This window comes from Pseudorhizobium endolithicum (assembly GCF_902153245.2).
Taxonomy (GTDB): Bacteria; Pseudomonadota; Alphaproteobacteria; order Rhizobiales; family Rhizobiaceae; genus Neorhizobium; species Neorhizobium endolithicum.
The window spans coordinates 92,389-116,823 of record NZ_CABFWF030000015.1 but is presented as its reverse complement, the minus strand read 5'-3'; the positions used below and the strand labels follow the sequence as shown (position 1 = coordinate 116,823).

The 24,435-nt window shown below is 63.3% G+C and carries 22 protein-coding genes; 10 read left to right on the top strand and 12 right to left on the bottom strand.

Going from position 1 to position 24,435, the window contains the following annotated elements; all coding sequences use genetic code 11:
• Nucleotides 1-3: 3 nt before the first annotated feature.
• Nucleotides 4-2,655 carry a DNA mismatch repair protein MutS gene (gene mutS / locus RTCK_RS18135; protein WP_142593883.1) on the bottom strand — a complete coding sequence of 884 codons (2,652 nt, stop codon included), beginning with the start codon at nt 2,653-2,655 and terminating at the stop codon, nt 4-6.
• Nucleotides 2,656-2,852: 197 nt separating this feature from the next.
• On the opposite strand from mutS, the gene RTCK_RS18130 reads away from it, so the two are divergent.
• Entirely contained in the window at nt 2,853-5,138 is a 2,286-nt protein-coding gene (locus RTCK_RS18130; RefSeq protein ID WP_142593835.1) for an NADP-dependent malic enzyme, read from the top strand.
• Nucleotides 5,139-5,162: 24 nt separating this feature from the next.
• Here the strand turns inward: RTCK_RS18130 and RTCK_RS18125 are convergent, their stop codons facing one another.
• The 5 genes from RTCK_RS18125 to RTCK_RS18105 form a co-directional block, all read right to left on the bottom strand.
• The gene (locus tag RTCK_RS18125) at nt 5,163-6,032 is read right to left on the bottom strand and encodes a GNAT family N-acetyltransferase (RefSeq protein ID WP_142593834.1); all 870 of its coding nucleotides are present in this window, start codon (nt 6,030-6,032) and stop codon (nt 5,163-5,165) included.
• 68 nt (nt 6,033-6,100) lie between these two features.
• Nucleotides 6,101-7,651, bottom strand: coding sequence for a hybrid sensor histidine kinase/response regulator (locus tag RTCK_RS18120; protein WP_185928048.1), 1,551 nt, complete (start codon nt 7,649-7,651; stop codon nt 6,101-6,103).
• 180 nt (nt 7,652-7,831) lie between these two features.
• A complete protein-coding gene (gene lspA, locus RTCK_RS18115; RefSeq protein WP_142593832.1) occupies nt 7,832-8,338 on the bottom strand; it encodes a signal peptidase II in 507 nt (168 codons plus the stop codon).
• On the bottom strand, nt 8,335-9,192 hold the full coding sequence (locus RTCK_RS18110; RefSeq protein WP_142593831.1) for a TrmH family RNA methyltransferase: 858 nt from the start codon (nt 9,190-9,192) through the stop codon (nt 8,335-8,337). Before RTCK_RS18110 ends, lspA begins: the two co-directional genes overlap by 4 nt.
• On the bottom strand, nt 9,189-10,331 hold the full coding sequence (locus RTCK_RS18105) for a class I SAM-dependent methyltransferase (RefSeq protein WP_235988754.1): 1,143 nt from the start codon (nt 10,329-10,331) through the stop codon (nt 9,189-9,191). The genes RTCK_RS18110 and RTCK_RS18105 overlap by 4 nt, the downstream gene beginning before the upstream one ends.
• 72 nt (nt 10,332-10,403) lie before the next feature.
• Between RTCK_RS18105 and RTCK_RS18100 the strand changes: the two genes are divergently transcribed.
• From RTCK_RS18100 to ptsN, 3 genes are all read left to right on the top strand, one after another.
• On the top strand, nt 10,404-10,868 hold the full coding sequence (locus RTCK_RS18100) for an SRPBCC family protein (RefSeq protein ID WP_142522000.1): 465 nt from the start codon (nt 10,404-10,406) through the stop codon (nt 10,866-10,868).
• 292 nt (nt 10,869-11,160) lie between these two features.
• Nucleotides 11,161-11,736, top strand: coding sequence for a ribosome hibernation-promoting factor, HPF/YfiA family (gene hpf, locus RTCK_RS18095; protein WP_142522001.1), 576 nt, complete (start codon nt 11,161-11,163; stop codon nt 11,734-11,736).
• A gap of 65 nt (nt 11,737-11,801) precedes the next feature.
• On the top strand, nt 11,802-12,263 hold the full coding sequence (gene ptsN, locus RTCK_RS18090) for a PTS IIA-like nitrogen regulatory protein PtsN (RefSeq protein WP_142522002.1): 462 nt from the start codon (nt 11,802-11,804) through the stop codon (nt 12,261-12,263).
• Nucleotides 12,264-12,336: 73 nt separating this feature from the next.
• On the opposite strand, the gene grpE is transcribed toward ptsN, so the two are convergent.
• Nucleotides 12,337-12,999, bottom strand: a complete 663-nt coding sequence (grpE, locus tag RTCK_RS18085) for a nucleotide exchange factor GrpE (RefSeq protein WP_142593829.1) — start codon at nt 12,997-12,999, stop codon at nt 12,337-12,339.
• A 90-nt stretch (nt 13,000-13,089) separates the two neighbouring features.
• Nucleotides 13,090-14,172 carry a heat-inducible transcriptional repressor HrcA gene (gene hrcA, locus RTCK_RS18080; RefSeq protein WP_142593828.1) on the bottom strand — a complete coding sequence of 361 codons (1,083 nt, stop codon included), beginning with the start codon at nt 14,170-14,172 and terminating at the stop codon, nt 13,090-13,092.
• 171 nt (nt 14,173-14,343) lie between these two features.
• Between hrcA and rph the strand changes: the two genes are divergently transcribed.
• The 4 genes from rph to hemW are packed head-to-tail and all read left to right on the top strand — an operon-like array spanning nt 14,344 to nt 17,327.
• Entirely contained in the window at nt 14,344-15,063 is a 720-nt protein-coding gene (gene rph / locus RTCK_RS18075) for a ribonuclease PH (protein WP_142522005.1), read from the top strand.
• A 14-nt stretch (nt 15,064-15,077) separates the two neighbouring features.
• Nucleotides 15,078-15,485 (top strand): VOC family protein, encoded by a 408-nt coding sequence (locus RTCK_RS18070; protein ID WP_142593882.1) that lies wholly within the window; start codon nt 15,078-15,080, stop codon nt 15,483-15,485.
• A gap of 12 nt (nt 15,486-15,497) precedes the next feature.
• Nucleotides 15,498-16,142 carry an RdgB/HAM1 family non-canonical purine NTP pyrophosphatase gene (gene rdgB / locus RTCK_RS18065; protein ID WP_142593827.1) on the top strand — a complete coding sequence of 215 codons (645 nt, stop codon included), beginning with the start codon at nt 15,498-15,500 and terminating at the stop codon, nt 16,140-16,142.
• A 6-nt stretch (nt 16,143-16,148) separates the two neighbouring features.
• Nucleotides 16,149-17,327: a radical SAM family heme chaperone HemW gene (hemW, locus tag RTCK_RS18060; RefSeq protein ID WP_142593826.1), complete on the top strand. Its 1,179-nt coding sequence runs from the start codon at nt 16,149-16,151 to the stop codon at nt 17,325-17,327.
• Between the two features lie 69 nt (nt 17,328-17,396).
• On the opposite strand, the gene dnaA is transcribed toward hemW, so the two are convergent.
• The 4 genes from dnaA to mutM all read right to left on the bottom strand — a co-directional run bounded on the left by dnaA (nt 17,397) and on the right by mutM (nt 21,902).
• On the bottom strand, nt 17,397-18,959 hold the full coding sequence (gene dnaA / locus RTCK_RS18055; protein ID WP_142593825.1) for a chromosomal replication initiator protein DnaA: 1,563 nt from the start codon (nt 18,957-18,959) through the stop codon (nt 17,397-17,399).
• An 812-nt stretch (nt 18,960-19,771) separates the two neighbouring features.
• Nucleotides 19,772-20,038: a 30S ribosomal protein S20 gene (gene rpsT, locus RTCK_RS18050; protein ID WP_142522009.1), complete on the bottom strand. Its 267-nt coding sequence runs from the start codon at nt 20,036-20,038 to the stop codon at nt 19,772-19,774.
• A gap of 183 nt (nt 20,039-20,221) precedes the next feature.
• Nucleotides 20,222-20,998 (bottom strand): enoyl-CoA hydratase, encoded by a 777-nt coding sequence (locus RTCK_RS18045; RefSeq protein ID WP_142522010.1) that lies wholly within the window; start codon nt 20,996-20,998, stop codon nt 20,222-20,224.
• Nucleotides 20,999-21,011: 13 nt separating this feature from the next.
• A complete protein-coding gene (gene mutM, locus RTCK_RS18040) occupies nt 21,012-21,902 on the bottom strand; it encodes a bifunctional DNA-formamidopyrimidine glycosylase/DNA-(apurinic or apyrimidinic site) lyase (RefSeq protein ID WP_142522011.1) in 891 nt (296 codons plus the stop codon).
• Nucleotides 21,903-22,048: 146 nt separating this feature from the next.
• Between mutM and ubiE the strand changes: the two genes are divergently transcribed.
• Nucleotides 22,049-22,825 carry a bifunctional demethylmenaquinone methyltransferase/2-methoxy-6-polyprenyl-1,4-benzoquinol methylase UbiE gene (gene ubiE / locus RTCK_RS18035; protein WP_142593824.1) on the top strand — a complete coding sequence of 259 codons (777 nt, stop codon included), beginning with the start codon at nt 22,049-22,051 and terminating at the stop codon, nt 22,823-22,825.
• A gap of 43 nt (nt 22,826-22,868) precedes the next feature.
• Entirely contained in the window at nt 22,869-24,431 is a 1,563-nt protein-coding gene (gene ubiB / locus RTCK_RS18030) for a 2-polyprenylphenol 6-hydroxylase (protein ID WP_142522013.1), read from the top strand.
• The last annotated feature ends 4 nt before the right edge of the window (nt 24,432-24,435 follow it).

The window sequence follows — 24,435 nt, the reverse complement described above, 5'->3', positions numbered from 1 at the left end:
GCGTCAGTTCGCTGAAAGCTGCTTCTTCAGCGCATAAAGCGCCTCCAGAGCTTCCCTGGGCGTCATATCGTCGGGATTGATCGCCTTCAGCCTTTCCTCGACCGCGGAGGATCCCGATTTCCGCTGTTCCTCGCGCCGGACCGCCACCTGGAAGAGCGGCAGGTCGTCGATCAACTGGCTGGCCGGATTCTTCCGGTCGGAATCCTCCAACATGGTCAGGACATCGCGGGCGCGGGCGACGACGGAAGCCGGCAGCCCGGCTAGCCGGGCCACCTGGATGCCGTAGGAGCGGTCGGCTGCGCCGGGACCGACCTCGTGAAGGAAGATCACCTCGCCGTCCCACTCCTTCACCCGCATGGTGGCATTGGAGAGCCGCGCGAGCTTCTCGGAGAGAACCGTCAGTTCGTGGAAGTGGGTGGCGAAGAGCCCTCGGCACCTGTTCCCCTCGTGAAGGTGCTCGACGGCCGCCCAGGCGATCGACAGGCCGTCGAAGGTCGCCGTCCCCCTGCCGATCTCGTCCAGGATCACCAGCGAGCGGTCCGTCGCCTGGTTGAGGATCGCCGCCGTCTCCACCATTTCCACCATGAAGGTGGAGCGTCCACGGGCAAGATCGTCGGAGGCTCCGACGCGCGAGAACAGCCGATCCACCACTCCGATATGCGCTGAAGCGGCCGGAACGAAGGAACCCATCTGGGCGAGAATTGCGATCAACGCGTTCTGCCGCAGAAAGGTCGACTTACCGCCCATGTTAGGGCCGGTCAGCAGCCACAGCGCGCCGAATTCCCCTCCCTCGGCAGGAGAAAGGTCGCAATCGTTGGCGATGAACGGACCTTCCGACTGGCGCCTCAAAGCCTGCTCCACCACCGGATGGCGCCCGCCCACGATCGCGAACATGCGCGAGCCATCGACGACGGGGCGATGATAGCCCCATTCCTCGGCCAGACATGCGAGGCCGGCCGCAACATCGATCGAGGCGATGGCGCGGGCACCCTTCTTGATAGCTTCAGCCTGGCCGGTCACCGCTTCGACCATACGAGCGAAGGCCGCAAGCTCGATGGACAGCGCGCGATCCGCCGCATTGGCGATCCTGCTCTCCAGGTCCGCAAGCTCGGTGGTGGTGAAGCGCATGGCGTTCGCCATGGTCTGGCGGTGTATGAAACGGGCCTTGCCTTCCGGTGTATCGGTCATGGGGCCGGCATTGCCCACGGTGACCTCTATGAAATAGCCGAGAACGTTGTTGTGCTTGATCTTCAGCGACCTGACGCCGGTTTCCTCGGCATATTGCAACTGCAGGCCGGCAATCACCCGCCGGGACTGGTCGCGGAGCGCCCTGACCTCGTCGAGTTCGGCGTCGGCGCCGTCGCGCAGAAAGCCGCCGTCACGCTTCAGGAGCGGCAGCTCGTCAGCGAGCAGACCGCCCAGCATCGCCTCCAGATCCGCCGGCAGCGCCTTGAGATCTGCCAAGGCCTCACCCAGTTCCTCCGGCAGCATGGCCTTTTCGAGGAAGGCGGCGACGGCCCGGGAGGCCCCCAGGCCGCGCAGGATGGCGCCCAGGTCACGGGGGCCTCCGCGATCGAGCGCCAGACGTGAGAGCGCCCGCGGCATGTCCGGCACATGCTTCAGGGCCGCGCGCAGATCCGAACAGAGCAAAGGCTCATCCAGGAGAAAGGAGATGGAATCCAATCGGCGATTGATCCGCAACGGGTCGGTCAGCGGCGACATCAGCCGCTCCGCAAGCAGGCGCGCGCCCCCGCCCGTGACGGTCCGATCGATCGCCTTCAGAAGCGTCCCTTCGCGGTCACCGGACAGTGTCCGCGTCAATTCGAGATTGCCGCGGGTGGCCGGGTCGATGAAGAGGGTGGATGCAGCGCTCTCCCGTTCGGGAATACCAAGCGGCGGACGCTCCGATATCTGCGTCTTCTCGACATAGGCGATCGCGGCGGCGGCCGCCGCCAGTTCGGCCCGCGAGAAGCTGCCGAAACCATCGAGCGTACCGACACTAAAGTAACGGGTGATACGACCTTCCGCACTGGCGCTGTCGAACAAAACACCCGGTTGCGGCACCGCCACCTTGCCGAGCATATCGAAGACGGGCTTGAGGTCCGCATCGTGAAACATGGTATCCGGCACGATCAACTCGCGCGGCTCGATCCGCAGCACGTCTGCCAGGAGCCGCCCCTGGTCCGTCTCGGCGAGACGGAAGACGCCGGTCGAGATATCGATCCACGCGAGTGCCAGCTGCGGCTCGCTCGATCCGCGGATGCGGGCGACAGCCATCAGGTAATTCGACTCGGACGGGGAAAGCAGCTTCTCCTCGGTCAAGGTGCCGGGCGTCACCAGACGCACCACATCGCGTTTCACGACCGATTTGGAGCCGCGCTTCTTCGCCTCGGCGGGATCTTCCACCTGTTCGCAGACGGCGACGCGGAAGCCCAGCGAGATCAGTTTCTGCAGATAGTCGTCCGCCGCATGGATCGGCACCCCGCACATGGGGATGTCCTGCCCCATGTGCTGCCCGCGCCTGGTCAGCGTGATGCCGAGCGCCCGAGAGGCTTCCACCGCGTCTTCGAAGAAGAGCTCGTAGAAGTCGCCCATCCGGTAGAACAGCAGCGAATCCGGATTGTTCGCCTTGATCTCGATGTACTGCTCCATCATCGGCGTCGCCGAGGCGCGGCTTTCGGCCGAGGCCAGTTCAGCCGTGCTCAGCGCGTCGATGGAGAATCTTTCAAACTGGGTCACGGAACCGATTTTTTGTTGCGCGCGGGGATTGGCGACTCTATCGATGTTGACCCCTGAAAGACAACATCTGCCGCGGCCGGAAAGAAGGCTGCCCACAAGAAGCTGGAGAAGCTATGCCCGTGAACGACAAGGCCGCCCGGCAACGCGCTTCCGTGACGGAACAGGAAGCACTCGCCTTTCACGCGGAGGGCCGCCCCGGCAAGCTGGAGATCAATCCGACAAAGCCGATGGCGACGCAGCGCGACTTGTCGCTGGCCTATTCTCCGGGTGTTGCCGTTCCGGTTAAGGCGATCGCCGCCGATCCCGCCACCGCCTACGACTACACGACGCGCGGCAACATGGTGGCCGTGATTTCCAACGGCACCGCCATCCTGGGGCTCGGCAATCTCGGCGCGCTGGCCTCAAAGCCCGTGATGGAAGGCAAGTCGGTGCTGTTCAAGCGCTTCGCCGATGTGGATTCCATCGATCTCGAGGTCGACACGGAGAACGTCGACGAATTCATCAACTGCGTGCGGTTCCTCGGACCCTCCTTCGGCGGCATCAATCTCGAAGACATCAAGGCGCCGGAATGCTTCATCATCGAAAGCCGCCTGCGCGAGCTGATGGATATTCCGGTCTTCCACGACGACCAGCACGGAACTGCGATCATCGCTGCCGCCGGACTGATCAACGCCCTGGAACTGACCGGCCGCGACCTCGCGACGACGAACCTCGTCTGCAACGGCGCCGGCGCCGCAGCCATCGCCTGCATCGAGCTCATCAAGGCGATGGGCTTCAACCCCGACAACATCATCCTCTGCGACACCAAGGGCGTCATCTACCAGGGCCGCACCGAAGGCATGAACCAGTGGAAATCGGCGCACGCAGCCAAGACCGACAAGCGTACGCTGGAGGAGGCGATGAATGGCGCCGACGTGGTCTTCGGCCTATCGCAGAAGGGCGCCTTCTCCGAAGAAATGATCCGCTCCATGGCGGAGCGGCCGATCATCTTCGCAATGGCCAATCCGGATCCCGAGATCACGCCGGAAGAGGTTTCGCGCATCCGGGACGATGCGATCATGGCGACAGGCCGTTCGGACTATCCCAACCAGGTCAACAACGTCCTCGGTTTTCCCTATATCTTCCGCGGCGCCCTCGACGTGCGGGCGACCCAGATCAACGATGCCATGAAGATCGCCGCCGTGCGGGCGCTCGCCAACCTGGCGCGCGAGGACGTACCGGACGATGTCGCCGCCGCCTACCAGGGCAACCGGCCGCGCTTCGGCTCGCAATACATCATCCCCGTGCCGTTCGATCCGCGGCTGATTTCAGCCATTCCGGTCGCCGTCGCGGAAGCGGCGATGGAAAGCGGCGTGGCCCGCAAGAACATCACCGATCTCGCCGCCTATGCGCGTGAGCTCTCCGCCCGCCGGGATCCGATCGCCGCGACGACGCAAGGCATCTATGAACGGGTCCGCCGCTTCCCGAAGCGGGTCGTCTTCGCGGAAGCGGAAGAAGAGCAGGTCATGCGCGCGGCGATTTCCTTCGCGCACCACCAACTCGGCACGGCGATCCTGCTCGGTCGGGACGACGTCATCCGGGCAACGGCGGAGAAGGCCGGCATCGAACTCGACCGCCCCAACATCGAGATCGTCAACGCCCGCATCTCCGACCGCGTCGAAACCTATATCGATCACCTTTACGCACGCCTGCAGCGGAAGGGCTTCCTGCTGCGCGACGTGCAGCGCCTCATTCATAACGACCGCAACCATTTTGCGGCCACCATGGTGGCGGTCGGCGACGCCGACGCCATGGTGACGGGCACGACCCGAAATTACGCGACGGCTCTTCAGGATGTGCGCCGCTGCATCGACACCAAGCCCGGCCACCGTGTCATCGGCGTTTCGCTGGTGCTTTCCCGCGGCCGGACCGTCTTCGTGGCGGACACGGCCGTCCATGACATGCCGACGGCGGAGGAACTGGCGGACATCGCGGTCGAAGCCGCACGCGTCGCGCGCCGCATGGGCTATGAACCCCGGGTGGCGATGCTGGCCTATTCCACCTTCGGCCAACCCACGGGCGAACGATCCGAGCGGGTGCGGGAAGCAGTCAAGATCCTCGACCGTCGCCAGGTCGATTTCGAGTATGACGGGGAAATGGGTGCGGACACCGCCTTGAACCCGCAACGCATGGAGCAATACCCCTTCTGCCGTCTTTCGGGAACGGCCAACGTGCTGGTGATGCCGGCGATCCACTCGGCCTCCATCTCGACGCGAATGCTGGCTGAACTCGGGACGGCGACCGTCATCGGGCCGCTGCTCGTCGGGCTCGACAAGTCGGTGCAGATCACCTCCATGGGGGCCAAGGATTCCGACATCGTCAACATGGCCGCGATCGCGGCCTACAATGCGGGAACGTAAACCTCAGGCTGAGGCGGGCCGCGCTCAGCTTGCGAAGCGGCCCGCGTCAGCACCGTAATAGTTGATGTAGCGGGCCGAGATCGCCGCGATCGGCAATACCACCAGGACGTCGGTGGTATTGAAGGCCTGGTCCACCACCGCTCCCTCGCCGATCATCGCGCCAAGCCGCAGGTAGCCCTTGATCAGCGGCGGCATGGCAGCCAGCGCCTTACGGGCATCGACGCCTTCGCGCGGCATCAGATCCATCTCCCGGTGGAGTTCCGGCCGCGCCGATACGGCCCACTCGCCGCTCACCTTCACATTGTGATGGAGGAAGGAGAGGGCCAGGGCATGTTCTTCCGGCCGGACCCCGGGAAAGGATGCGCAACCGAACATCGCGCCGATGCCATGCCTCAGCGCATAGGCCCAGTTCCCCTGCCACAGCAGTTCCACCGTCCGCTTCGTCCGGTAGGCAGGAAGGACGCAGGAACGGCCGAGCTCCATGAACTGCTTGTCGGAATGACGCTCCAGCATCGGCCCGATCTCGAATTCCGAGGCAGAATAGAAGCCGCCATGGGACATGGCCACCTGCTGGCGCAGCACGCGGTAGGTTCCCACGATCTGGTCCTCGACATCGCCCTCGATGGCCCGGTCGATGACGAGCAGGTGGTCGCAGAACGAATCGAAGACATCGACATCCCGGCGCAGGCGCATCGCGTCGGGAGGAAGTTGTGCCTTCATTTCCTCCACGAACACTCTGAAGCGAACAGCCTGCGCAGCATCCACCTCGCGCTCGTTGCGTGCGAGGCGCGTTTCGAGGCTGCCGATCCGCCCGAGGATTTCGCCGGCCGGATGCAGCAGCAGAGGCTGGCTAGGGTTCGCGTTCACGTCGTGCTTCAGGAATTCCAGCGCCATGGTGATTTGCCCCGCAGGTTCAACTCACCGCCACTAATCATCTTCCCACAACAGAAAAATGACACCGGTTATGACAATAGGGGCGCGGAAGCTGGGACGTCAATGCGGTTCGCGGCAGGAAACGTCGCGACTGCCAGGCTATCGATGATCCTCAACAAATGTGCGGGATCCGCCGGCTTCGTCAGTTTTGCACTTATCGCCAGGGACTCCAGGCCATCGGGGGAATTCTCCGCAGCATCGCCTGAAAGAACGATGATGGGACGGGAATGCAGTCCCGTCGTTTTCTCGTGCCGGCGCACGGCCGACAATGCCTCGACGACATCCATCCCCGGCATATGCAGGTCGCTGACGATCAGGTCTTGCCTGTCGACAGAAGACGTTGCGCGTTCGAGCAGCGCCGCAGCATCCTCCGCGAGGGTCACCCGGTGACCGGCCTTGCGCAGCACCGCACTGACGAGCATCGCACTGACGGGATCATCTTCGGCAACGAGAACGGCGAGCGACCGCGCGGCACGATCCTCCGTCCGGTTCTCCACCGGCACAACCGCTGCACCGTCCCGCCTTCTGAGGCGGCCCACCAGGACGTCGATCAGAGATTTCTCCCGCAGCGGCCGGATCAGCCAGGCATCGTAGAGGTCCTGCGGTTGCGAGGCGCGCTCCTCCGGGTTGACGAGCAGTATGCGATAGGGCGCAGCCTGTTCCAAGCCCGCCAGGGCTTCGGCCGCCATGCGGTGATCGACGATGAGATCGGTGAAGCGGCCGGCGTTGCGGGCATTGTGAGCAAGAGCTTCGGCGGCCTCCTCCGCACTGCCGGCACGGCGGCAAAATCCGCCGAGCGTTTCTATCGTTGCGGCCATGGCGGTTGCTGCCGGCCCTGCGGGCGCGAGCAGCAGCACCCGGCTTCCTACCAGCAACCTGTTCCGCTGCCCCGCCCCGGCCGCCGCATCTTCCGCCAGCCGGAGCGGGAAACGGATCGTGAAGCTACTGCCGACACCGCTCTCGCTGATGGCGGAGAGCGAGCCTCCGAATTCACGGAGGATCCGACACGCAATCGCCAAGCCGAGTCCCGTTCCCCCGCTGCGCTGCGCGGCGTCTCCCATCTGCTCGAAGTCCTGGAAGAGGCGCTTCTGGGCCTCGGCCGTCATGCCCGGTCCCGTGTCGCTGACCGCAATCACGACATCCGGCTCCTCGACATGAACGCGAATGAGGACACCACCCTGCCCGGTAAACTTCACCGCGTTGCCGATCACGTTGAAAAGGACCTGGCGGAGCCGGGCCGGATCGAATTCGAGAAGCTCCGGCACGTCGGCGGCCACCGTCGCGGCTATCTCGATACGCTTCTCGTGGGCACGCGGCGCCAGCATCTCCACGACGCTTTCGATCAGCTGACGGAGATTGGCCACCCTCGCGTTCAGGCGGAACTTTCCCGCTTCCAGCGTCGAGAGGTCCAGAAGGTCTTCGACCAGTTGCGCCAGCGCATGGCCGGACTGGCGGATGCCGCTCAGGTAGTTCTGCTGCTCGGCCGTCAGCTTCGTCTGGCCGAGCAGGTAGGTCATCCCGAGAATTCCGTTCAGAGGCGTGCGAAGCTCATGCACCACCGCCGCCATCTGACGCGACATCGCTGCATTGCTCGTCTCGGCGCGACGGCTGCGTGCCGTGAGACGAGCCGCAATCCTTGGACGAACCTGGCGGAGAGACTTAATCCAATCCTTGGGATGAACAGAGAAAGTGCGCATGGAAAAGGCCTGCCCTGGCGTCGCCGTGTCGGCATACTGCGGCACCAATCGCTAAGACTTTCTCTACTCGCCCTCCTCCGGCGATCCCAACGGCTTTGCAACGAACAGCTCGTCGAGGATGACCAGGACCGCGCCGATCGAAATGAAGCTGTCGGCGAGGTTGAACACCGCAAAGGACCAGGTGGAGGTGTAGAAAAGGATGTAGTCGATCACATGCCCGTAGAGAAAGCCGTCCACAAGGTTGCCGAGGGCGCCCGCCACGATGAGGGTGAAGCCGAGGTGTGCGAACGTCCGCTCCTTCGGGCTACGCCGCCAGAGCCACAGCACGAAGGCCACGATGACGACCCGCATCCCGATGATGAATTCCCTCTCCATTCCGGACAGCAGAGAGAACGCCACCCCAAGATTGTAGGTACGGTACAGGGCGAGCATCGGGATCACCGGCACCGCCTCTTCCATGGGAAGATGGGTTTCCACCGCAAACTTGATTGCCTGGTCCAGGGCAATCGCCAGCAGAACGATGACGACAGCCACGGCAGGACGCGAGAAGATCGAAGCCGCGCCCGTCATTCGTCATCCTCCAATACGAGGAGGTGTCGGCGTGCCTCAAACAGCATGACGGCCGTGGCGACCGCCAGATTGAGGCTGTCCGCCCGTCCCTGCTGCGGAATGCGCACCAGCCGGTCCGCCGCCTTTGCGAGCAGATCGGGCAGGCCAGATTGCTCGTTGCCCATCAGCAGCACTACTGGGTTCTTCGTATAGTCGACGCTGCGATAATCGGCGGCGCCGGCGAGATGCGTCGCGACGAGTTCCATCGCCCCGCCTTTTCTCCAGGCCAGGAATTCCTCGGCCGTCGCCCGGACGAGCGGTACCGCAAAGATCGAGCCCATCGTTGCCCGCACCGTCTCCAGCGAGAACGGATCGGTGCACTCCCCGAGGAGGATCACGCCGGACGCACCGGCGGCATCCGCCGTGCGGATTATGGTTCCGAGATTCCCCGGATCCCGGACCCGGTCGAGGGACACATAGGTCTTGTCGCTCGTCAGCTCCAGATCCGGCAGCCGAGCCCACTTCTGGTCGAAAATCCCCACCACCATCTGCGGATTGTCCCGCCGGGTGATCGACGACAGCACTTTCTCGCTGACCTCGAGGACGAGGCCTCCTCTCGCCACCGTCTTCGCGGCCACCTGCTCCACCAGCGGCTTTCCCTTGGCGGCCTTCGCATAGACGAGGGTGCGGATGGTCCAGCCCAGTTCGAGCGCGTCGATGACGAGCTTCAGCCCTTCCGCCATGAAGGTGCCGCTCTGCTCGCGGTCCTTCTTGTTCGTCAGCGCCTTGATGTCCTTGACGATCGGGTTCGCGAGGCTCGTGACCTCCTTCACTTGCCCGACGCGGTGCGCGCCCCGACGAAGTTCTTCGGTCATTCCGGTACCCAACGGCTGAAAAGGGATGTGGAGAGTGCGCGACCGTCGCCGTCCCGACCCAGGCCGCCCTCGCGGATGACCAGTTCGCCCGACTCGACCACGCCGCCGGCGCCGCGCATGGTCTCGCGCATCAGTTCGTGAATGGAGTAGAAGCTCGCACGGATGGAATAGGCTGTCAGCACCAGCCCGAGCGCGTTCGCGGACAACAGGTTGCGGCAGACATCCAGCATGAGCGGCAGGTGCTCGAACAGATGCCAGGTCTCGCCGTTCGGTCCCCGCCCGAACTTCGGCGGGTCGGTCAGTATGATGTCGTACCGGTTGCCGCGACGCTCCTCCCGCTGGATGAACTTCATCGCGTCCTCGCAGATCCAGCGGATCGGCGCCCGTTCAAGCTGAGAAAGCGCCTGGTTTTCCCGCGCCCAGCCGATCGCCTTCTTCGACGCATCCACGTGGGTGACCTCGGCGCCGGCAGCGGCGGCGACCAGCGAGGCGACGCCCGTATAGCCGAACAGGTTCAGGACCTTGACGGGACGCCCCGCCGCTTCGACCTGCCGCTTCAGCCACTCCCAGTGAACGATCTGCTCGGGGAAGACGCCGACATGGCGGAAGGAGGTGAAGCGGCCCAGGAAATCAATGCCGAGCAGGGAAAGCGGCCAGGTCTCGCCGAGAGCCTCCCGCGGAAACTTCCAGCGGCCCATGCCGTCTTCATCCGTATCTCCGGTGAAGATGGCATCGACCTTCTGCCATACCGCAGGGGGAAGTGACGGCTGCCACAACGCCTGCGCTTCCGGACGTACGATACGATAGGGGCCGTACTGCTCCAGCTTCAGGCCGCTGCCGCTGTCGATGAGGTGAAAGTCCCCTGCGCCGCGCGACTCCAGAATGACCGGCACACGTTCGACCGGACGTTCTCCTGTCCGCCTCGTCATCGGACGAGCGGTCGAGCCCTCCCCTGCCGGATTTTCGGTCCGGGCTGGTGCGGGCTTCCTCGCCTGCCTTTCCGTTCGAGGCGTCCGGCTCTTCTCCGCCTGGGAGCCCGTCTGGGACGCCGGATGTCCGGCGCGCCTCCCGTCGATACGTCTTTCCCTGTTCTTCAATCTGCCGGTCCGCTGCTTGAAAGGTTTCGCTGCAAATAGCATCGGGGCGGCCCTTGGCAAAGCGCTTTCCCTTCCACTACCTTCTTGTCGGAGACTTTGGGAGGAGATCCGAGAATGCATATCGAAGGCGAGGAGCGCATTCCCGCACCGCGGGAGATCGTATGGGCGGCGTTGAACGATACCGAGACTCTCCGGCAGTGCATCCCCGGCTGTCAAAGCCTGGAACAGAGTTCGCCCACGGAACTGGTGGCTACCGTCCGCCTGAAGATCGGACCGGTCTCCGCCACCTTCAACGGCGAGATCTCGCTCTCCAACATTAATCCCCCCGAAAGCTACACGATCTCCGGTGAAGGGAAAGGCGGCATAGCAGGCTTCGGCAAGGGAGCTGCGGACGTTTTCCTTGTGGAGGAAGGGCCGGAGACGGTTCTGAGGTATTCGGCCCAGGCGCAGGTTGGCGGCAAGCTTGCACAACTCGGCTCCCGTCTGGTGGAATCCTCCTCACGCAAGCTGGCGCAGCAGTTCTTCGCCGACTTCAATGCCGCGGTGACCGCCGGGTCAAGCAGCGAAGGGACAGGGTGAAATCCTTCACGCCCGCAGGACCTGGAGTGCCGGCGGGACTGCCGTCCGGATGGATCTGCAGGCCGAAGAATGCCTTCAAATCCGCCGTTCTCCGGCGTTTATTAACGACACGTTGACTTTCGGCAGCCGCGGGGGTAGAAGCCCGCCGCAATTGCAACGGACAAAGCAAGAGCCCTTATTCCCGTACTCAATCGTACTCCAAAAACATCCTCGTGCCGCGTGAAGCGCTTGGATGAGGTGGACGGTTGGCGTAGACTGAAACACGCAAGTCACGACAAGAAGGAAATAATCCATGAGTGTGCGTGTATCTGGTAAGCAGATGGAAGTCGGTGAATCGTTCCGCCAGCGGATCGAGGATCAGATTGGCGAGGCTGTCACGAAGTACTTCGACGGGGGGTATTCCGGTCAGGTGATCGTGGAGAAATCCGGTTCGCGCTTTTCGACCGATTGCAAGGTCCATCTCGACACCGGGATCGTCCTGCATGCGGCAGGCCAGGCCAATGATCCACAGCTGAGCTTCGACGCCGCTGCCGAGCGCATCGAGAAGCGCCTGCGCCGCTACAAGCGCAAGCTGAAGGACCATCATGCCGGCCAGCAGGGAAACGGCCCTGCTGAAGTGGCCTACACCGTCATGGACGCGATTCCGGAAGAGGACGAGGAGCTGCCGGAGGATTTCTCGCCCACCATCGTGGCGGAAAGCTCGAAGCAGCTGAGGACGATGTCCGTCGCAACCGCCGTGATGGCGCTGGATATGACCGACGAGCCGATCCTTCTGTTCCGGAGCCCCGGCAAGGAGGACCTGAACATCGTCTACCGCCGCAATGACGGCAATATCGGCTGGATCGATTCCACCAATATCAAAGGCTAACGAATCTGGGAGAGCGTCGGCAGCGACGCTCCCTCCACCTTGCGGTGGTACAAAGGATGAAAAGAATGGCTTTGGCAGATTTGCTGCAGCAAGATGCGATTATTCCCGCCCTGAAAGTGAATTCCAAGAAGCAGTTGCTGCAGGAGTTGGCCTCCAAGGCCTCCAAGCTCACCGGCGTTGCCGAACGGGAAATCTTCGACGTCATCCTCCAGCGCGAGCGGCTCGGCTCGACGGGCGTCGGTCACGGCGTAGCGATCCCGCACGGCAAGCTGAGCAGTATCTCGTCTATCAAAGGTGTTTTTGCGCGCCTGGAAACGCCGATCGATTTCGAAGCGCTGGATGACGAGCCGGTCGATCTCGTCTTCCTGCTGCTGGCGCCCGAGGGCGCGGGCGCGGACCATCTGAAGGCCCTTTCCCGCATCGCACGCGTGCTGCGCGATCAGGAACTGGTGGCAAAGCTCCGGCAGACGGACTCCGCCTCTGCGATATATGCATTTCTGAATGAAGAGCAGGCCAACGCCGCCTGATCTGCTTAAGGCTACCGCCATCAAACCCGCCCGGAGCCTGATGGCCTCGGGCGGGTTCTTTCATACTGGGCAATCAGCCGTCGGCTTTCTCGCCCTCGGCGGTATTGGCAGCGGCGTTTTCCGCTTTCGGCCCGCCTTTCGAGACGCCCACCATGGCCGGCCTCAGAACCCGCTCCCCGATGGTGTAGCCGGTCTGTACGACCTGCAGGACCGTATTGTTCGGGACCTCAGCATTCGGAATCTCGAACATCGCCTGGTGGTAGTTCGGATCGAACTTCTGCCCTTCGGCGTCGATCTTCTTCACGCCGTGACGTTCCAGTGCCGAGAGCATGGAACGCTCCGTCATCTCCACGCCTTCCAGAAGCGCGCTCAAGGTCTGATCAGCCGCCTGACGCATCTCGGCAGGCACCGCATCGATGGCGCGGCGCAGGTTGTCGGAAACGCCCAGCATGTCGCGCGCAAAGGCCGCAACAGAATAGGATCTGGCATCCGCTACATCGCGCGCGGTGCGGCGGCGGAGGTTTTCCATTTCGGCCGCCATGCGAAGAAAGCGGTCGCGAAGCTCGGCATTCTCCGCCTGCAGCGCCGCCACCGGATCAGCCTCGGACGATGAAGCCTCGGCCGCATCGTTGACGGGCTCGTCCCGCTGAGCGGACGCTGTCGTCGCGGTTGGGTTTTCGGAAGCGGCTTCACTCTGGCCCGCGTCAGGTCCGTTCTTCTTCGTTTCGTCGGTCATGACCTTCTCCGGTATCTACGTTCACAAAGTTGTGCCCGATATCGAGGTTTGAACCTCAAAAATCAAGGCTGTCGAGGGGGATGTGGGTGATCAGCGCGGCTGCCGCGTCAGTCTTGCCAGCAGCTGAGCGGTGTAGTCCACCATAGGGACCACCCGCGAGTAGTTGAGGCGCGTCGGGCCGATCACGCCGACCGCGCCGACGATCCGCTCTTCCTGGTCCCGATAAGGCGCCACGATGAGCGAGGAGCCGGAAAGCGAGAAGAGCTTGTTCTCGGAGCCGATGAAGATCCGCACGCCGGGGCCGCTCTCGGCGAGATCGAGGATCTCGATCAGACTGTCCTTCTTTTCCAGGTCGTCGAAGAGCATGCGCAGCCGGTCCAGGTCATCGAGGTCCGTCATGCCTTCGAGAAGATTGGCGCGGCCGCGCACGATCAGCTGGTTCGGCCTGCCGTCCTCCCGCGTGCCGGACCAGACGGCCAGCCCCCGCTCCACCAGGTCCTGCGACAGGGCCGTTAGCTCGCTCTGAACCTGGGTCTTGAGCTTCTCGAGCTCGGCGCGGAGCTCGATGAGGGTTTGCCCCGAAAGGTGGGCATTGAGGAAATTCGCCGCCTCGGTCAGCTGCGAAGATGTCACCCCGGCCGGCAGGTCGATGATGCGGTTTTCCACCTGATTGTGCTCGCCCACCAGAACGGCCAATGCCTTGGTAGGCTCGAGGCGGATGAATTCCACATGCTTGAGGACCGGATCGCTTTTGGTCGTCACCACGATGCCGGCGCCTCGCGAGACGCCTGACAGCATGCGGCTGGCATCATTCATCAGGGTTTCGAGCGGGCGGTCGCGGTCTTCGGGGCGGATCTGGCGTTCGATGCTCGTCCGCTCGTCTTCCGAGAGGTCCCCCACCTGCATGAAGGCGTCCACGAAGAAGCGAAGGCCGGACTGGGTCGGCAACCGCCCTGCACTGACATGGGGCGCGTAGATGAGCCCCAGTTCCTCCAGGTCGCTCATAACGTTCCGCACCGATGCCGGTGACAGCGACATCGGCAGGAGACGCGACAGATTGCGGGATCCCACGGGTTCTCCGGTTTCAAGATAGCTTTCAACGATGCGCCTGAAAATCTCGCGCGAACGGTCGTCCAGCGACATGCCGTTCTCCCTTCGGGCCATGAAACCCATCGCTGCCTGGATCCCTCTGTTGCTCGTCCTCGGAATATAGTAAGCCGCCTTGGTCTTCGCCACCGGAAATGCACGCCCGCAAAAGGCGCTCCCGCTCTCTCGGCAGCCTTTTTCTTTGCAAAAGGCGGGGGAGCCCCTTAGAAGGCGAGACGAACTCTCCAGGAGCAAGAGATGCGGCCTTCAGGCAGAAAAACCGACCAGATGCGCAAGGTTTCCTTCGAGCGCAACTTCTCCAAGCATGCGGAGGGTTCCTGCCTCGTCCGCTTCGGCGATACGCATGTGCTGTGTACCGCCAGCCTGGAGGAGAAGCCGCCGGCCTGGCTGCGCAACAGCGGCAAGGGCTGGGTGACGGCTGAATACGGAATGCTGCCGCGCGCTACCGGCGATCGCATGAAGCGCGAGGCCGCCTCGGGCAAGCAAGGCGGCCGCACCCAGGAAATCCAGCGCCTGATCGGCCGCTCGCTTCGCGCTGTGGTTGACCTGACGGCACTCGGGGAAAAGCAGATCACCATCGACTGCGACGTCATCCAGGCGGACGGCGGCACGAGGACCGCCGCAATCACCGGCGGCTGGATCGCCCTCCATGACTGCCTGAAATGGATGGAAGCCCGGTCGATGACAAAGGTGGACAGGGTGCTGAAAGATCACGTCGCGGCGATCTCCTGCGGCATCTTTGCCGGTCAGGCGGTGATCGACCTGGATTATCTGGAGGATTCCGCCGCCGAGACCGACGCGAATTTCGTGATGACCGGTGCAGGCGGGATCGTCGAGGTCCAGGGAACGGCCGAAGGTGCGCCATTCAGCCAGGATGAATTCCTGTCTCTGCTGGCGTTGGCGAAAGCGGGAACCGAGGAACTGGTGGGCTTGCAGAAGCAGGCCATCACGCAATAGGTGGAACACGGGTGCTGATCGAGGGCATACTGGAAACCGCACTCTATGCCGAAGACCTCGATGCAGCCGAGGGCTTCTACGGCGATATTCTTGGGCTCGAACGCATCGTGCGGGCGGGAAATCGCCATGTCTTCTTCCGATGCGGTCCTGGCGTGCTCCTGATGTTCAATCCCGGGGAGACCGTAAAGGCGCCCTCTGAAGACGGCCCGCAGGTCCCGCCCCACGGAACGACCGGCCAGGGTCACGCCTGTTTCCGCGTCGCACGCAGCAACATCGATGCCGTCGCCGCCGCGCTAAAAGAGGCGGGTGTGGCGATCGAGAGCGACGTCATCTGGCCAAATGGCGCCCGGTCCATCTATTTCCGCGACCCCGCGGGCAACAGTCTCGAATGCGCCGAGCCGGGCCTATGGTCCATCGGCTGAGGTATCCAGAACATGCGCAAGCTCGACACCAAGACCATCGTCGTCGCCAGCCACAATGCCGGCAAGATCCGGGAGATCGCGGAACTGATCGGGCCGCTCGGCTTCGACGCAAGGTCGGCCTCGGATCTTAAATTCGACGAGCCCGACGAGACCGGGACGACCTTCGAGGAAAATGCCGCGATCAAGGCTCTCGCCTCTGCGAAAGCCTCCGGGCTTCCCGCGCTCTCCGACGATTCAGGGCTGGTCGTCGACGCCCTTGACGGCGCTCCCGGCGTCTACACCGCCAACTGGGCGGAACGCGAGGACGGCAGCCGCGATTTCGGCATGGCGATGGAGAAGGTGGAGAAGGCACTGGCCGAGCGGGGCGCGGTGACGCCGGAGCAGCGAACCGCCCGGTTCGTCAGCGTTATCTGTCTCGCCTGGCCGGACGGGCACACCGAGTTCTTCCGCGGCGAAGTCGAGGGAACCGTGGTCTGGCCGCCCCGCGGCGAAAAAGGCTTCGGCTACGATCCGGTCTTTCAACCGCAGGGCTATGACCTTACCTTCGGCGAGATGAGTTCGGACGAGAAGCATGGCTGGCGCCGTGGCGAACCGGACGCTCTTTCGCATCGTGCACGCGCCTTCAAACGCTTCGTCGAAACCTGTCTTGAGGCCTGAGCCGCGGTGAACATCGACGCCCCCCTTCTGCCCGACACCGGCGAGCCCGGTTTCGGGATCTATGTCCATTGGCCGTTCTGCGCGGCCAAGTGCCCCTATTGCGATTTCAACAGCCATGTTCGTCATCAGCCGGTTGACCAACCGCGTTTCGCAGCCGCCTTCCAATCGGAGATGGGGTGGATGCGCCAGATGAGCGGACCTAAGACAGTGACCAGCATCTTTCTCGGGGGCGGCACACCCTCCCTGATGGAGCCAGCGACGGTCGCGGCCGTGCTGGAGAGCATCAGCCGGCACTGGCATGTTCCCGAGGGCATCGAGATCACCATGGAGGCCAATCCCTCCAGCGTCGAGGCTGAACGCTTCCGCGGCTACCGCGCCGCCGGCGTCAACCGCGTGTCACTGGGGGTGCAGGCACTGAACGATGCCGACCTGAAGTTCCTCGGCCGCTTGCATGATGTGGCCGACGCGCTGAAGGCAATCCGGCTGGCGCGCGAAATCTTTCCGCGCATGAGCTTCGATCTCATCTATGCGCGTCCGAGGCAGACGGTGGATGCCTGGGAGGCGGAGCTGAAGGAGGCCATCTCCTACGCGGTCGACCATCTGTCCCTCTACCAACTCACCATCGAGGAAGGCACGCCCTTCTACGGCCTGCACAAGGCAGGCAAGCTCCTGGTGCCGGACGGGGATCAATCGGCAGATCTGTATGAAGCGACCCAGGAGACTACGGCCCGCTACGGGCTTCCGGCCTACGAGGTTTCCAACCACGCGCGGCCGGGTGCGGAAAGCCGCCACAACCTCACCTATTGGCGCTACGGCGATTATGCCGGGATCGGCCCCGGCGCGCACGGGCGGCTGACGCGGGGATCCCAGAAGATCGCCACGGCCACCGAACGCCGGCCGGAAGCCTGGCTCGATCTCGTGGGACGGCAGGGGCATGGGATGATTGACCAGGAGGAGCTAGGCCGCGATGAGCAGGCCGACGAACTCCTGCTGATGGGACTGCGGCTGACGGAGGGCGTGGATCTCGCCCGCTGGCAGCAACTGTCCGGCCGCGACCCGGACCCACGGCGCGAACAGATTTTACTGGAACACGGCTTCATCGAGCGCCTGGGCAATTCGCGCCTGCGCTGCACGCCGAAGGGCATGCTCATCCTCGACGCGGTCGTCGCCGATCTGGCCTGCTGACGGACTGGAGCTCCACAAACAGACCTGCCTGAATGACGAAAGGCCGGCATTTCTGCCGGCCCTGCTTGGTCAGGCGTTGTTCTCGTTGATGAGACGCTTCAGAAGCTCGATTTCGTGGCTGAGCTTCGTGTCGCCCCCGATCAGTTCCTCGATCTTGCGGACCGCATGCAGCACCGTCGTGTGGTCGCGGCCGCCAAAGCGGCGACCGATCTCCGGGAAGGACCGCGGTGTCAGCGTCTTCGATAGGTACATGGCGATCTGGCGCGGCTTCACCACGACGCGGGTGCGACGGTTGGAGACGAGCTCCTGGCGGGAGACGTTGTAGTGTCGTGCGACGATCCGCTGAATGTCCTCGATGCGTACCCTCTTCGCTTCGCCGGTGCCGACGAGATGCGCCAGGAGTTCGTCGACCCTGTCGATCGAGAGCGACGGCTCGAACGAGCGGCGGAAGAGCAACTGGTTGAACGCGCCTTCCAGTTCACGCCCGCTGCTGGCCACGTTCCTGGCAACATGCGACAGGATCTCCGCCGGAATATCCACCGAGGCATCTTCCTGCTGGGCGACTTCCAGCCGGCGCTTCAGCATTTCCAGGCGCATCTCGTAATCGGGGCTCTCCATCTCGATCGCCACGCCGCCCTGCAAGCGGGAACGGACGCGCGGATCGAGGGATTCCAGCTCCCAGGGCGCACGGTCGGCGGCAACCACGACCTGTTTGGCGCTGTCCAGCAGCGTATTGAGAAGATGGCAGAACTCGTTCTGGATCATCTTGCCCTGCAGGAACTGCATGTCGTCGATGATCAGGAGGTCGATGTTGCGGAGCGAATCCTTGAGCGTCAGCGCATTGTTGTCGCGGATCGCAGTGGCAAAGCGCCACATGAAATATTCAGCGGTCAGATACACGACACGCGGCGCCCGAGCGCTGGTCACCGCTGCGTTGGCGATCGCCTGCAACAGGTGGGTCTTTCCTAGCCCGACGCCCGAATGAATGAAGAGCGGATTGAAGCGCACCGCGCCGGCCCCGGCTTCGGCAATCGTTCTGGCGGCTGCAAGCGCCACGCGGTTGGACGGACCCTCGACATAGGTCTCGAAGGTAAACCGCGCGTCGAGGGGAGAGCCGAACAGCGGAGCCGCAGCGTTGGGACGTGCGGGAGAGGCGGCGGTCGGGAACTGGGCGATCTTGCCGATCTCGCGAACCGGCTGACGTACGACCGAAGCGGGAGCGGCAGCAGCAACGTCACCGGCGGCGGGGCGGACCTCGGCGCCGACGGGCCGCGAATTTCGGCTGGCGCTGCGGACCAGGATCTCCACCTTCAGGATGCCGGCATCTTCCGCCTGGAAGATGCTGGTGATGAGATCGAGGTAGCGGTTGTTGATCCAGGACTTCAGGAAAGTTGTCGGGACGGTAAGACGAACGACGCTCTTGGAGATGGAGTGAAGCTTCAGGCGGCCAAACCAGCTCGTGTATACATCCTGGCCGACCTGTGCCTTCAAACGCTGGCTCACCCGCTCGAAAAGAGCCTCATGCTTCATCTCGCTGTTTTCCCCTGCCGCTCGGGTAGACGCTGGATCGAATGCCTGCAGGGAGTGGTCCCCGCCACCCGTTGCAAGTGCCGCTCCGATGTTCGTATGCATTGTCTTGCCGCCTTCCATTCTTTGACCTGCCAGCGCTTCTGCCGCCAGAACAACCTCGTTGAAAAATACCCTGGCCTTCCGATGATTGGTTCTTCCGGCCATCCTCTCGCCGCCACCGACTTCCGATGCCAGCCAAAGACATCGGTCATCTCCGCGCGCTGCGCTCTTGACGTTCAGCTTGCGCCCGCCCCCCGGTTTCGCCGGGGTCTGCCCACCTCTTCTCGATCGCTGCCGAACCGGGTCGGCAAGTTGACAAAACGATCTCGCCCGGAGACCCGCTGGAATCCGGCACACAACCGTCGGTTACATGGAAAGCGAACATCGCAGTCCGCAGCAAGAGCGCAAAAAGATCACCCTCCGCATCGTACGATGCGGCCGCCGGCGACCTTTCTGAAGTCATCCCCGTGCCCTTGCTGAAGGCATTTAGGCAGGATCGCGGGGTTAGATCAATGCTGATTTTTACCCAAAATTAATTGGCGACGGTTGACTCTCGATGGCGGTTTGGCATCGCCCGAAACGGGCCGTGGAGAATCGCTGTTGAATCAATGAGATTCAAAAATGACACTGCCCCGAGGCGGGTATTCACAGAAAAAATAAAAAATCGCTTGACTCATTTCTGGCGCCTTCTGTGTGAAGCCGTCGAAACTCCTCCCAAAGCTAGCTCGACTAAGCCTTTGAAATATCGACATATTCTCTGTCATCGCTCTGACATCGAAGAGGCCAGGCTCAGCCGGCCTCGCGGCAGCGAGAGCTTGAATCGGAAAAGCCCGGCGATCCGCCAGGCTTCATCACAAAATTTTGAAATGCTAATATTAGGCGCTCAATGCCTTCACGCGAGCGGCCAGGCGGGAGACCTTGCGCGACGCCGTATTGCGATGGAGAACACCCTTGGTGGCCGCCCTCTGGATCTCCGGCTGTGCTGCCTTCAGAGCTTCGGACGCGACTGCCAGATCACCGGAAGCGATCGCCTCTTCCACCTTGCGGATGAAGCCGCGAACGCGCGAACGGCGAGCCTTGTTCACTGCGGTACGGCGAGCGATCTTGCGGGTCGCCTTTTTCGCCGAAGTTGTATTGGCCATCTATGCCTCTCTACGAATTCGAACCAAACTCCACCGTTGCCGCGGCCGTCAGCGACCTTGTCTTCAGCAATCAGGGAGCATTAGAGGAAGCCATGATCAGGCTTTCCCAACTGTGGCGCGGCATATAGCTTGAAAGGCGCGTGCAGTCAACGCGCATTTTGGCTGCAGCGCAGAACTTCGGCATCATCGGTTGGTGAAGCTCGGTTTCCGCTTTTCCACGAAGGCGGACATGCCTTCCTTCTGGTCCTGCGTGGCGAAAAGGGACTGAAAAAGGCGCCGCTCGAGACGAAGCCCCTCGGCAAGCGTCACCTCGTCGGCGCGATTGACCGCTTCCTTCGCCATGAGAACGGCGGCGCGCGGGAAAGATGCGATCTTTGCCGCAGCCTCCAGCGCCTCGTCGAGCAACCTTTCGGGGGCAACGATCCGCGCGACCAGGCCGGCACGCTCCGCCTCTGCTGCATCCATCATCCGTCCGGTCAGGACAAGGTCCATCGCCTTCGCCTTGCCCACAGCCCGCGCCAGCCGCTGCGATCCTCCCATGCCCGGGATCACGCCCAGCGTGATCTCCGGCTGCCCGAACTTCGCCGTCTCCGATGCGATGATGAAATCACACATCATGGCCAGCTCACAGCCACCGCCGAGCGCATAGCCGGAGACTGCTGCGACGATCGGCTTGCGGGTGGCGGCGACCGCCTCCCAGCCGCCCAGGAAGTCGCCTACGAAGGCATCGACGAAGTCGACCGCCTGCATCTCCTTGATATCGGCTCCGGCGGCGAATGCCTTCTCCGAGCCTGCGAGCACCACGGCACCAATGGAGGGATCGCTGTCGAAAGCCTTCAATGCTTCCGACAACTCCCGCATGACGGTAGAATTCAGAGCATTCAGCGCCTTCGGCCGGTTCAGCGTGATCAGCCCGACATTGCCGCGCGTTTCCGTCAGCAGCGTTTCGAAGTCCGCCATATGGTCTCTCCTCCTATTTCTGGCAGCTGGCACAGTAAAAGGATGAGCGGCCAGCCTGAACGATGCGGGCCACCGTACCGTTGCATCCCGGCGTCCTGCAAGCCTCCCCTTCACGGTCGTAGACGGAGAAGGAATGCTGGAAATAGCCCAGGGAGCCGTCCGTCTGGATGTGGTCGCGAAGCGAGGAACCGCCGGCAGCGATCGCATCGGCGATTACCGCACGGATCGCGTCGGCCAGAACAAGAAGGGATGCCTTCGGTCGTCCGGTCGGCGTAACCAGTGAGCCCGCCTTGCGCTGCGGAGAAAGATGCGCCCGCCACAGCGCTTCGCAGACATAAATGTTGCCGAGCCCGGCCACGACGCCCTGGTCCAGCAATGCTCCCTTCAGCGGCTGGCTCTTGCCGGCGAACCGGCGTGCGAGATAACCGGCGTCTAAGACATTGCCCGTCGGCTCCGGGCCGAGCCCCACGAAGGACGGGTAGGTATCCAGTTCGCTGCGCTTCCAGAGATGCATGAAGCCGAACCGGCGCGGGTCATTATAGATGACGCGGGATGCGCCGCCTCCGGAGCGCAGATGGAACACGACGTGATCATGCTTCTCGTCCTTCGAGCGCGGATGAACGAAAGCACCGGGCGCTTCGGAGGCCGGCCCTTCCTCCACCCGGAACGAACCCGACATGCCGAGATGGGAGATGATGGTCTGGTCCTCCTCCAGATCGATCAACAGATATTTGGCACGACGACCGAGCGAGAGGATGTGCCGCCCTTCGACTGCCTCCGCCAAGCCGACGGGAAGGGGAAAGCGCAAATCGGGGCGGCGAAGCTCCAGCCTTTCCAGGCGAGCTCCCTCCATGGCCGGCGCAAGACCGCGCCTTACTGTTTCCACCTCTGGCAATTCCGGCATGACTGTCTAACTTCCTGTTTCAACGCCCGTCCGCCTCGTCTATACCGGGCGAAAGGTCGCACTGCCGACCTGACGTGCGCCACAGATAGCGAGGCGAACGTGATTTCGCTATGGTCGCCGACCGGACGACGAGCAAGGAGTATCGGATGAGTGAAGCGCGCACCTCTGCAGAAGGCGGCATGGAAACCTCCTATGGGTTTCGGCAGGTCGCCGAGGGCGAGAAGCAGCATCTCGTCAACGACGTCTTCCACAAGGTCGCGAAACGCTACGACATCATGAACGATGTGATGTCCGGCGGGCTGCACCGGGTCTGGAAGAACGCGATGGTCGCAGCACTCAACCCGCGCCGGGATTCCTCCTACCGGATCCTGGACGTCGCGGGCGGCACCGGCGACATCGCCTTCAGGATCGTCGCGGCCTCGGGCCGCAAGGCGCATGCCACCGTCCTGGACATCAACGGCTCGATGCTGGCGGTCGGCGCCGAGCGGGCGGCGAAGAAGGGCCTTTCCGACAACCTCACCTTCGTGGAGGCGAATGCGGAGGAACTGCCCTTCCAGCCGAACAGCTTCGACGCCTATACGATAGCCTTCGGCATCCGGAACGTGCCGCGCATCGATGTCGCGCTTTCGGAGGCCTACCGGGTCCTGAAGCGCGGCGGCCGGCTGCTGGTGCTCGAGTTTTCCGAGGTCGGGCTGCCTCTTCTCGACCGCCTCTATGACGAATGGTCCTTCAAGGCGATCCCTCAGTTCGGAAAGATGATCACCGGCGACAGCGAACCGTACCAGTATCTGGTCGAGTCGATCCGCAAGTTCCCGAACCAGGAGAACTTCGCGGCCATGATCCGCAATGCCGGTTTCTCGCGCGTGACCTACACCGACTATACCGGCGGCATTGCAGCGCTGCACTCCGGCTGGAAGCTGTGAGCCCGATGACGCTGATGACGACGCGGAACGAAAGAGGTCGCCCTTGAGCACGATCGGCGCCTATTTCAGACTGGTCCGCGTAGGCTGGGTGCTCGTACGGGAGGGCGTCGTCTCGGCCCTGCCGACGCAGGACATGCCGCCTTCGATCGGCCTGCTCAAATCCTTGGCAGAACCCTTTGCCCGCTTCCGGGCCAAACGGGAGGCGCGCAGCATCCGCCTGTCGCGCGCCGTCGACCGGCTCGGCCCATCCTACGTCAAGATCGGGCAGTTCCTCGCGACCCGCCCCGACGTGGTCGGCGTGGACTGGGCACTCGACCTTTCCATGCTTCAGGACCGCATGTCCTTCTTCCCGACCGAAACGGCGAGGACCGCGGTGGAACTGTCACTCGGGCGGACCATCGCCGATCTCTACACGGAATTCGGCGAACCGATCGCCGCAGCCTCGATCGCCCAGGTCCATCCCGCCCGCGTCGAGGGCCGGAAGGTTGCCGTCAAGGTCGTTCGTCCCGGCGTCCGCCAGCGCTTCGCCCATGACATCGAAAGCATGTACCTGCTCGCACGCATGCAGGAGCGGTTCATGCCCTCCAGCCGGCGCCTGCGGCCGGTCGAGGTGACACGGACGCTCGAGCAGACGACCAAGGTGGAGATGGACCTGCGGCTGGAGGCCGCGGCGCTTTCCGAGATCGCCGAGAACACCCGGAACGATCCCGGCTTCAGGGTGCCACTCGTCGACTGGGAGCGGACCGGCCGCGACGTCATCACTATGGAGTGGATCGACGGCATCAAGATGTCGGACCTGGAAGGGCTGCGCGCCGCGGGTCATGACCTCGATCGTCTCGCCGAGACGCTGATCCAGTCCTTCCTGCGCCACACCCTGCGGGACGGCTTCTTCCATGCCGACATGCATCCCGGCAATCTCTTCGTCGACGACGCCGGCACCATCGTCGCCGTCGACATGGGCATCGTCGGACGGCTCGGAAAGAAGGAGCGGCGGTTCCTGGCCGAGATCCTCTACGGGTTCATCACCCGCGACTATCGGCGGGTCGCCGAAGTTCATTTCGAAGCAGGCTATGTCCCGGCTCACCACGACGTGGCGAGCTTCGCCCAGGCGATCCGCGCCATCGGCGAGCCGATCCACGGCCAGCCCGCCGAAACCATCTCCATGGCGCGGCTTCTGGCGCTGCTCTTCGAGGTGACCGACCTTTTCGAGATGCAGACGCGGCCGGAACTGATCCTGCTGCAGAAGACCATGGTGGTCGTCGAGGGCGTTTCACGCATCCTGAATCCGCGCTTCAACATGTGGAAGGCGGCGGAACCGGTGGTCGGGGACTGGATACGCGACAACCTCGGGCCGAAGCGGGTGGTCACAGATCTCAAGGATGGGGTGAAGGCAGCCGTCAAGCTCGCGGAAGCCTTGCCGGAGATTGCAGCTCAAACCGAAAAGCTGCATCACGAGGTGGTGCACATGAGCGAGCATGGGCTGCGTTTCGACCCGGAAACGGCCGAGGCGATCGGGCGGTCGGAAGCACGCCACAGCCGGTCGGGACGTATCGCGCTCTGGATCATCGCGATCTGCCTCGTCTATCTTGTCTTCGCGATCGGCTAGCGCA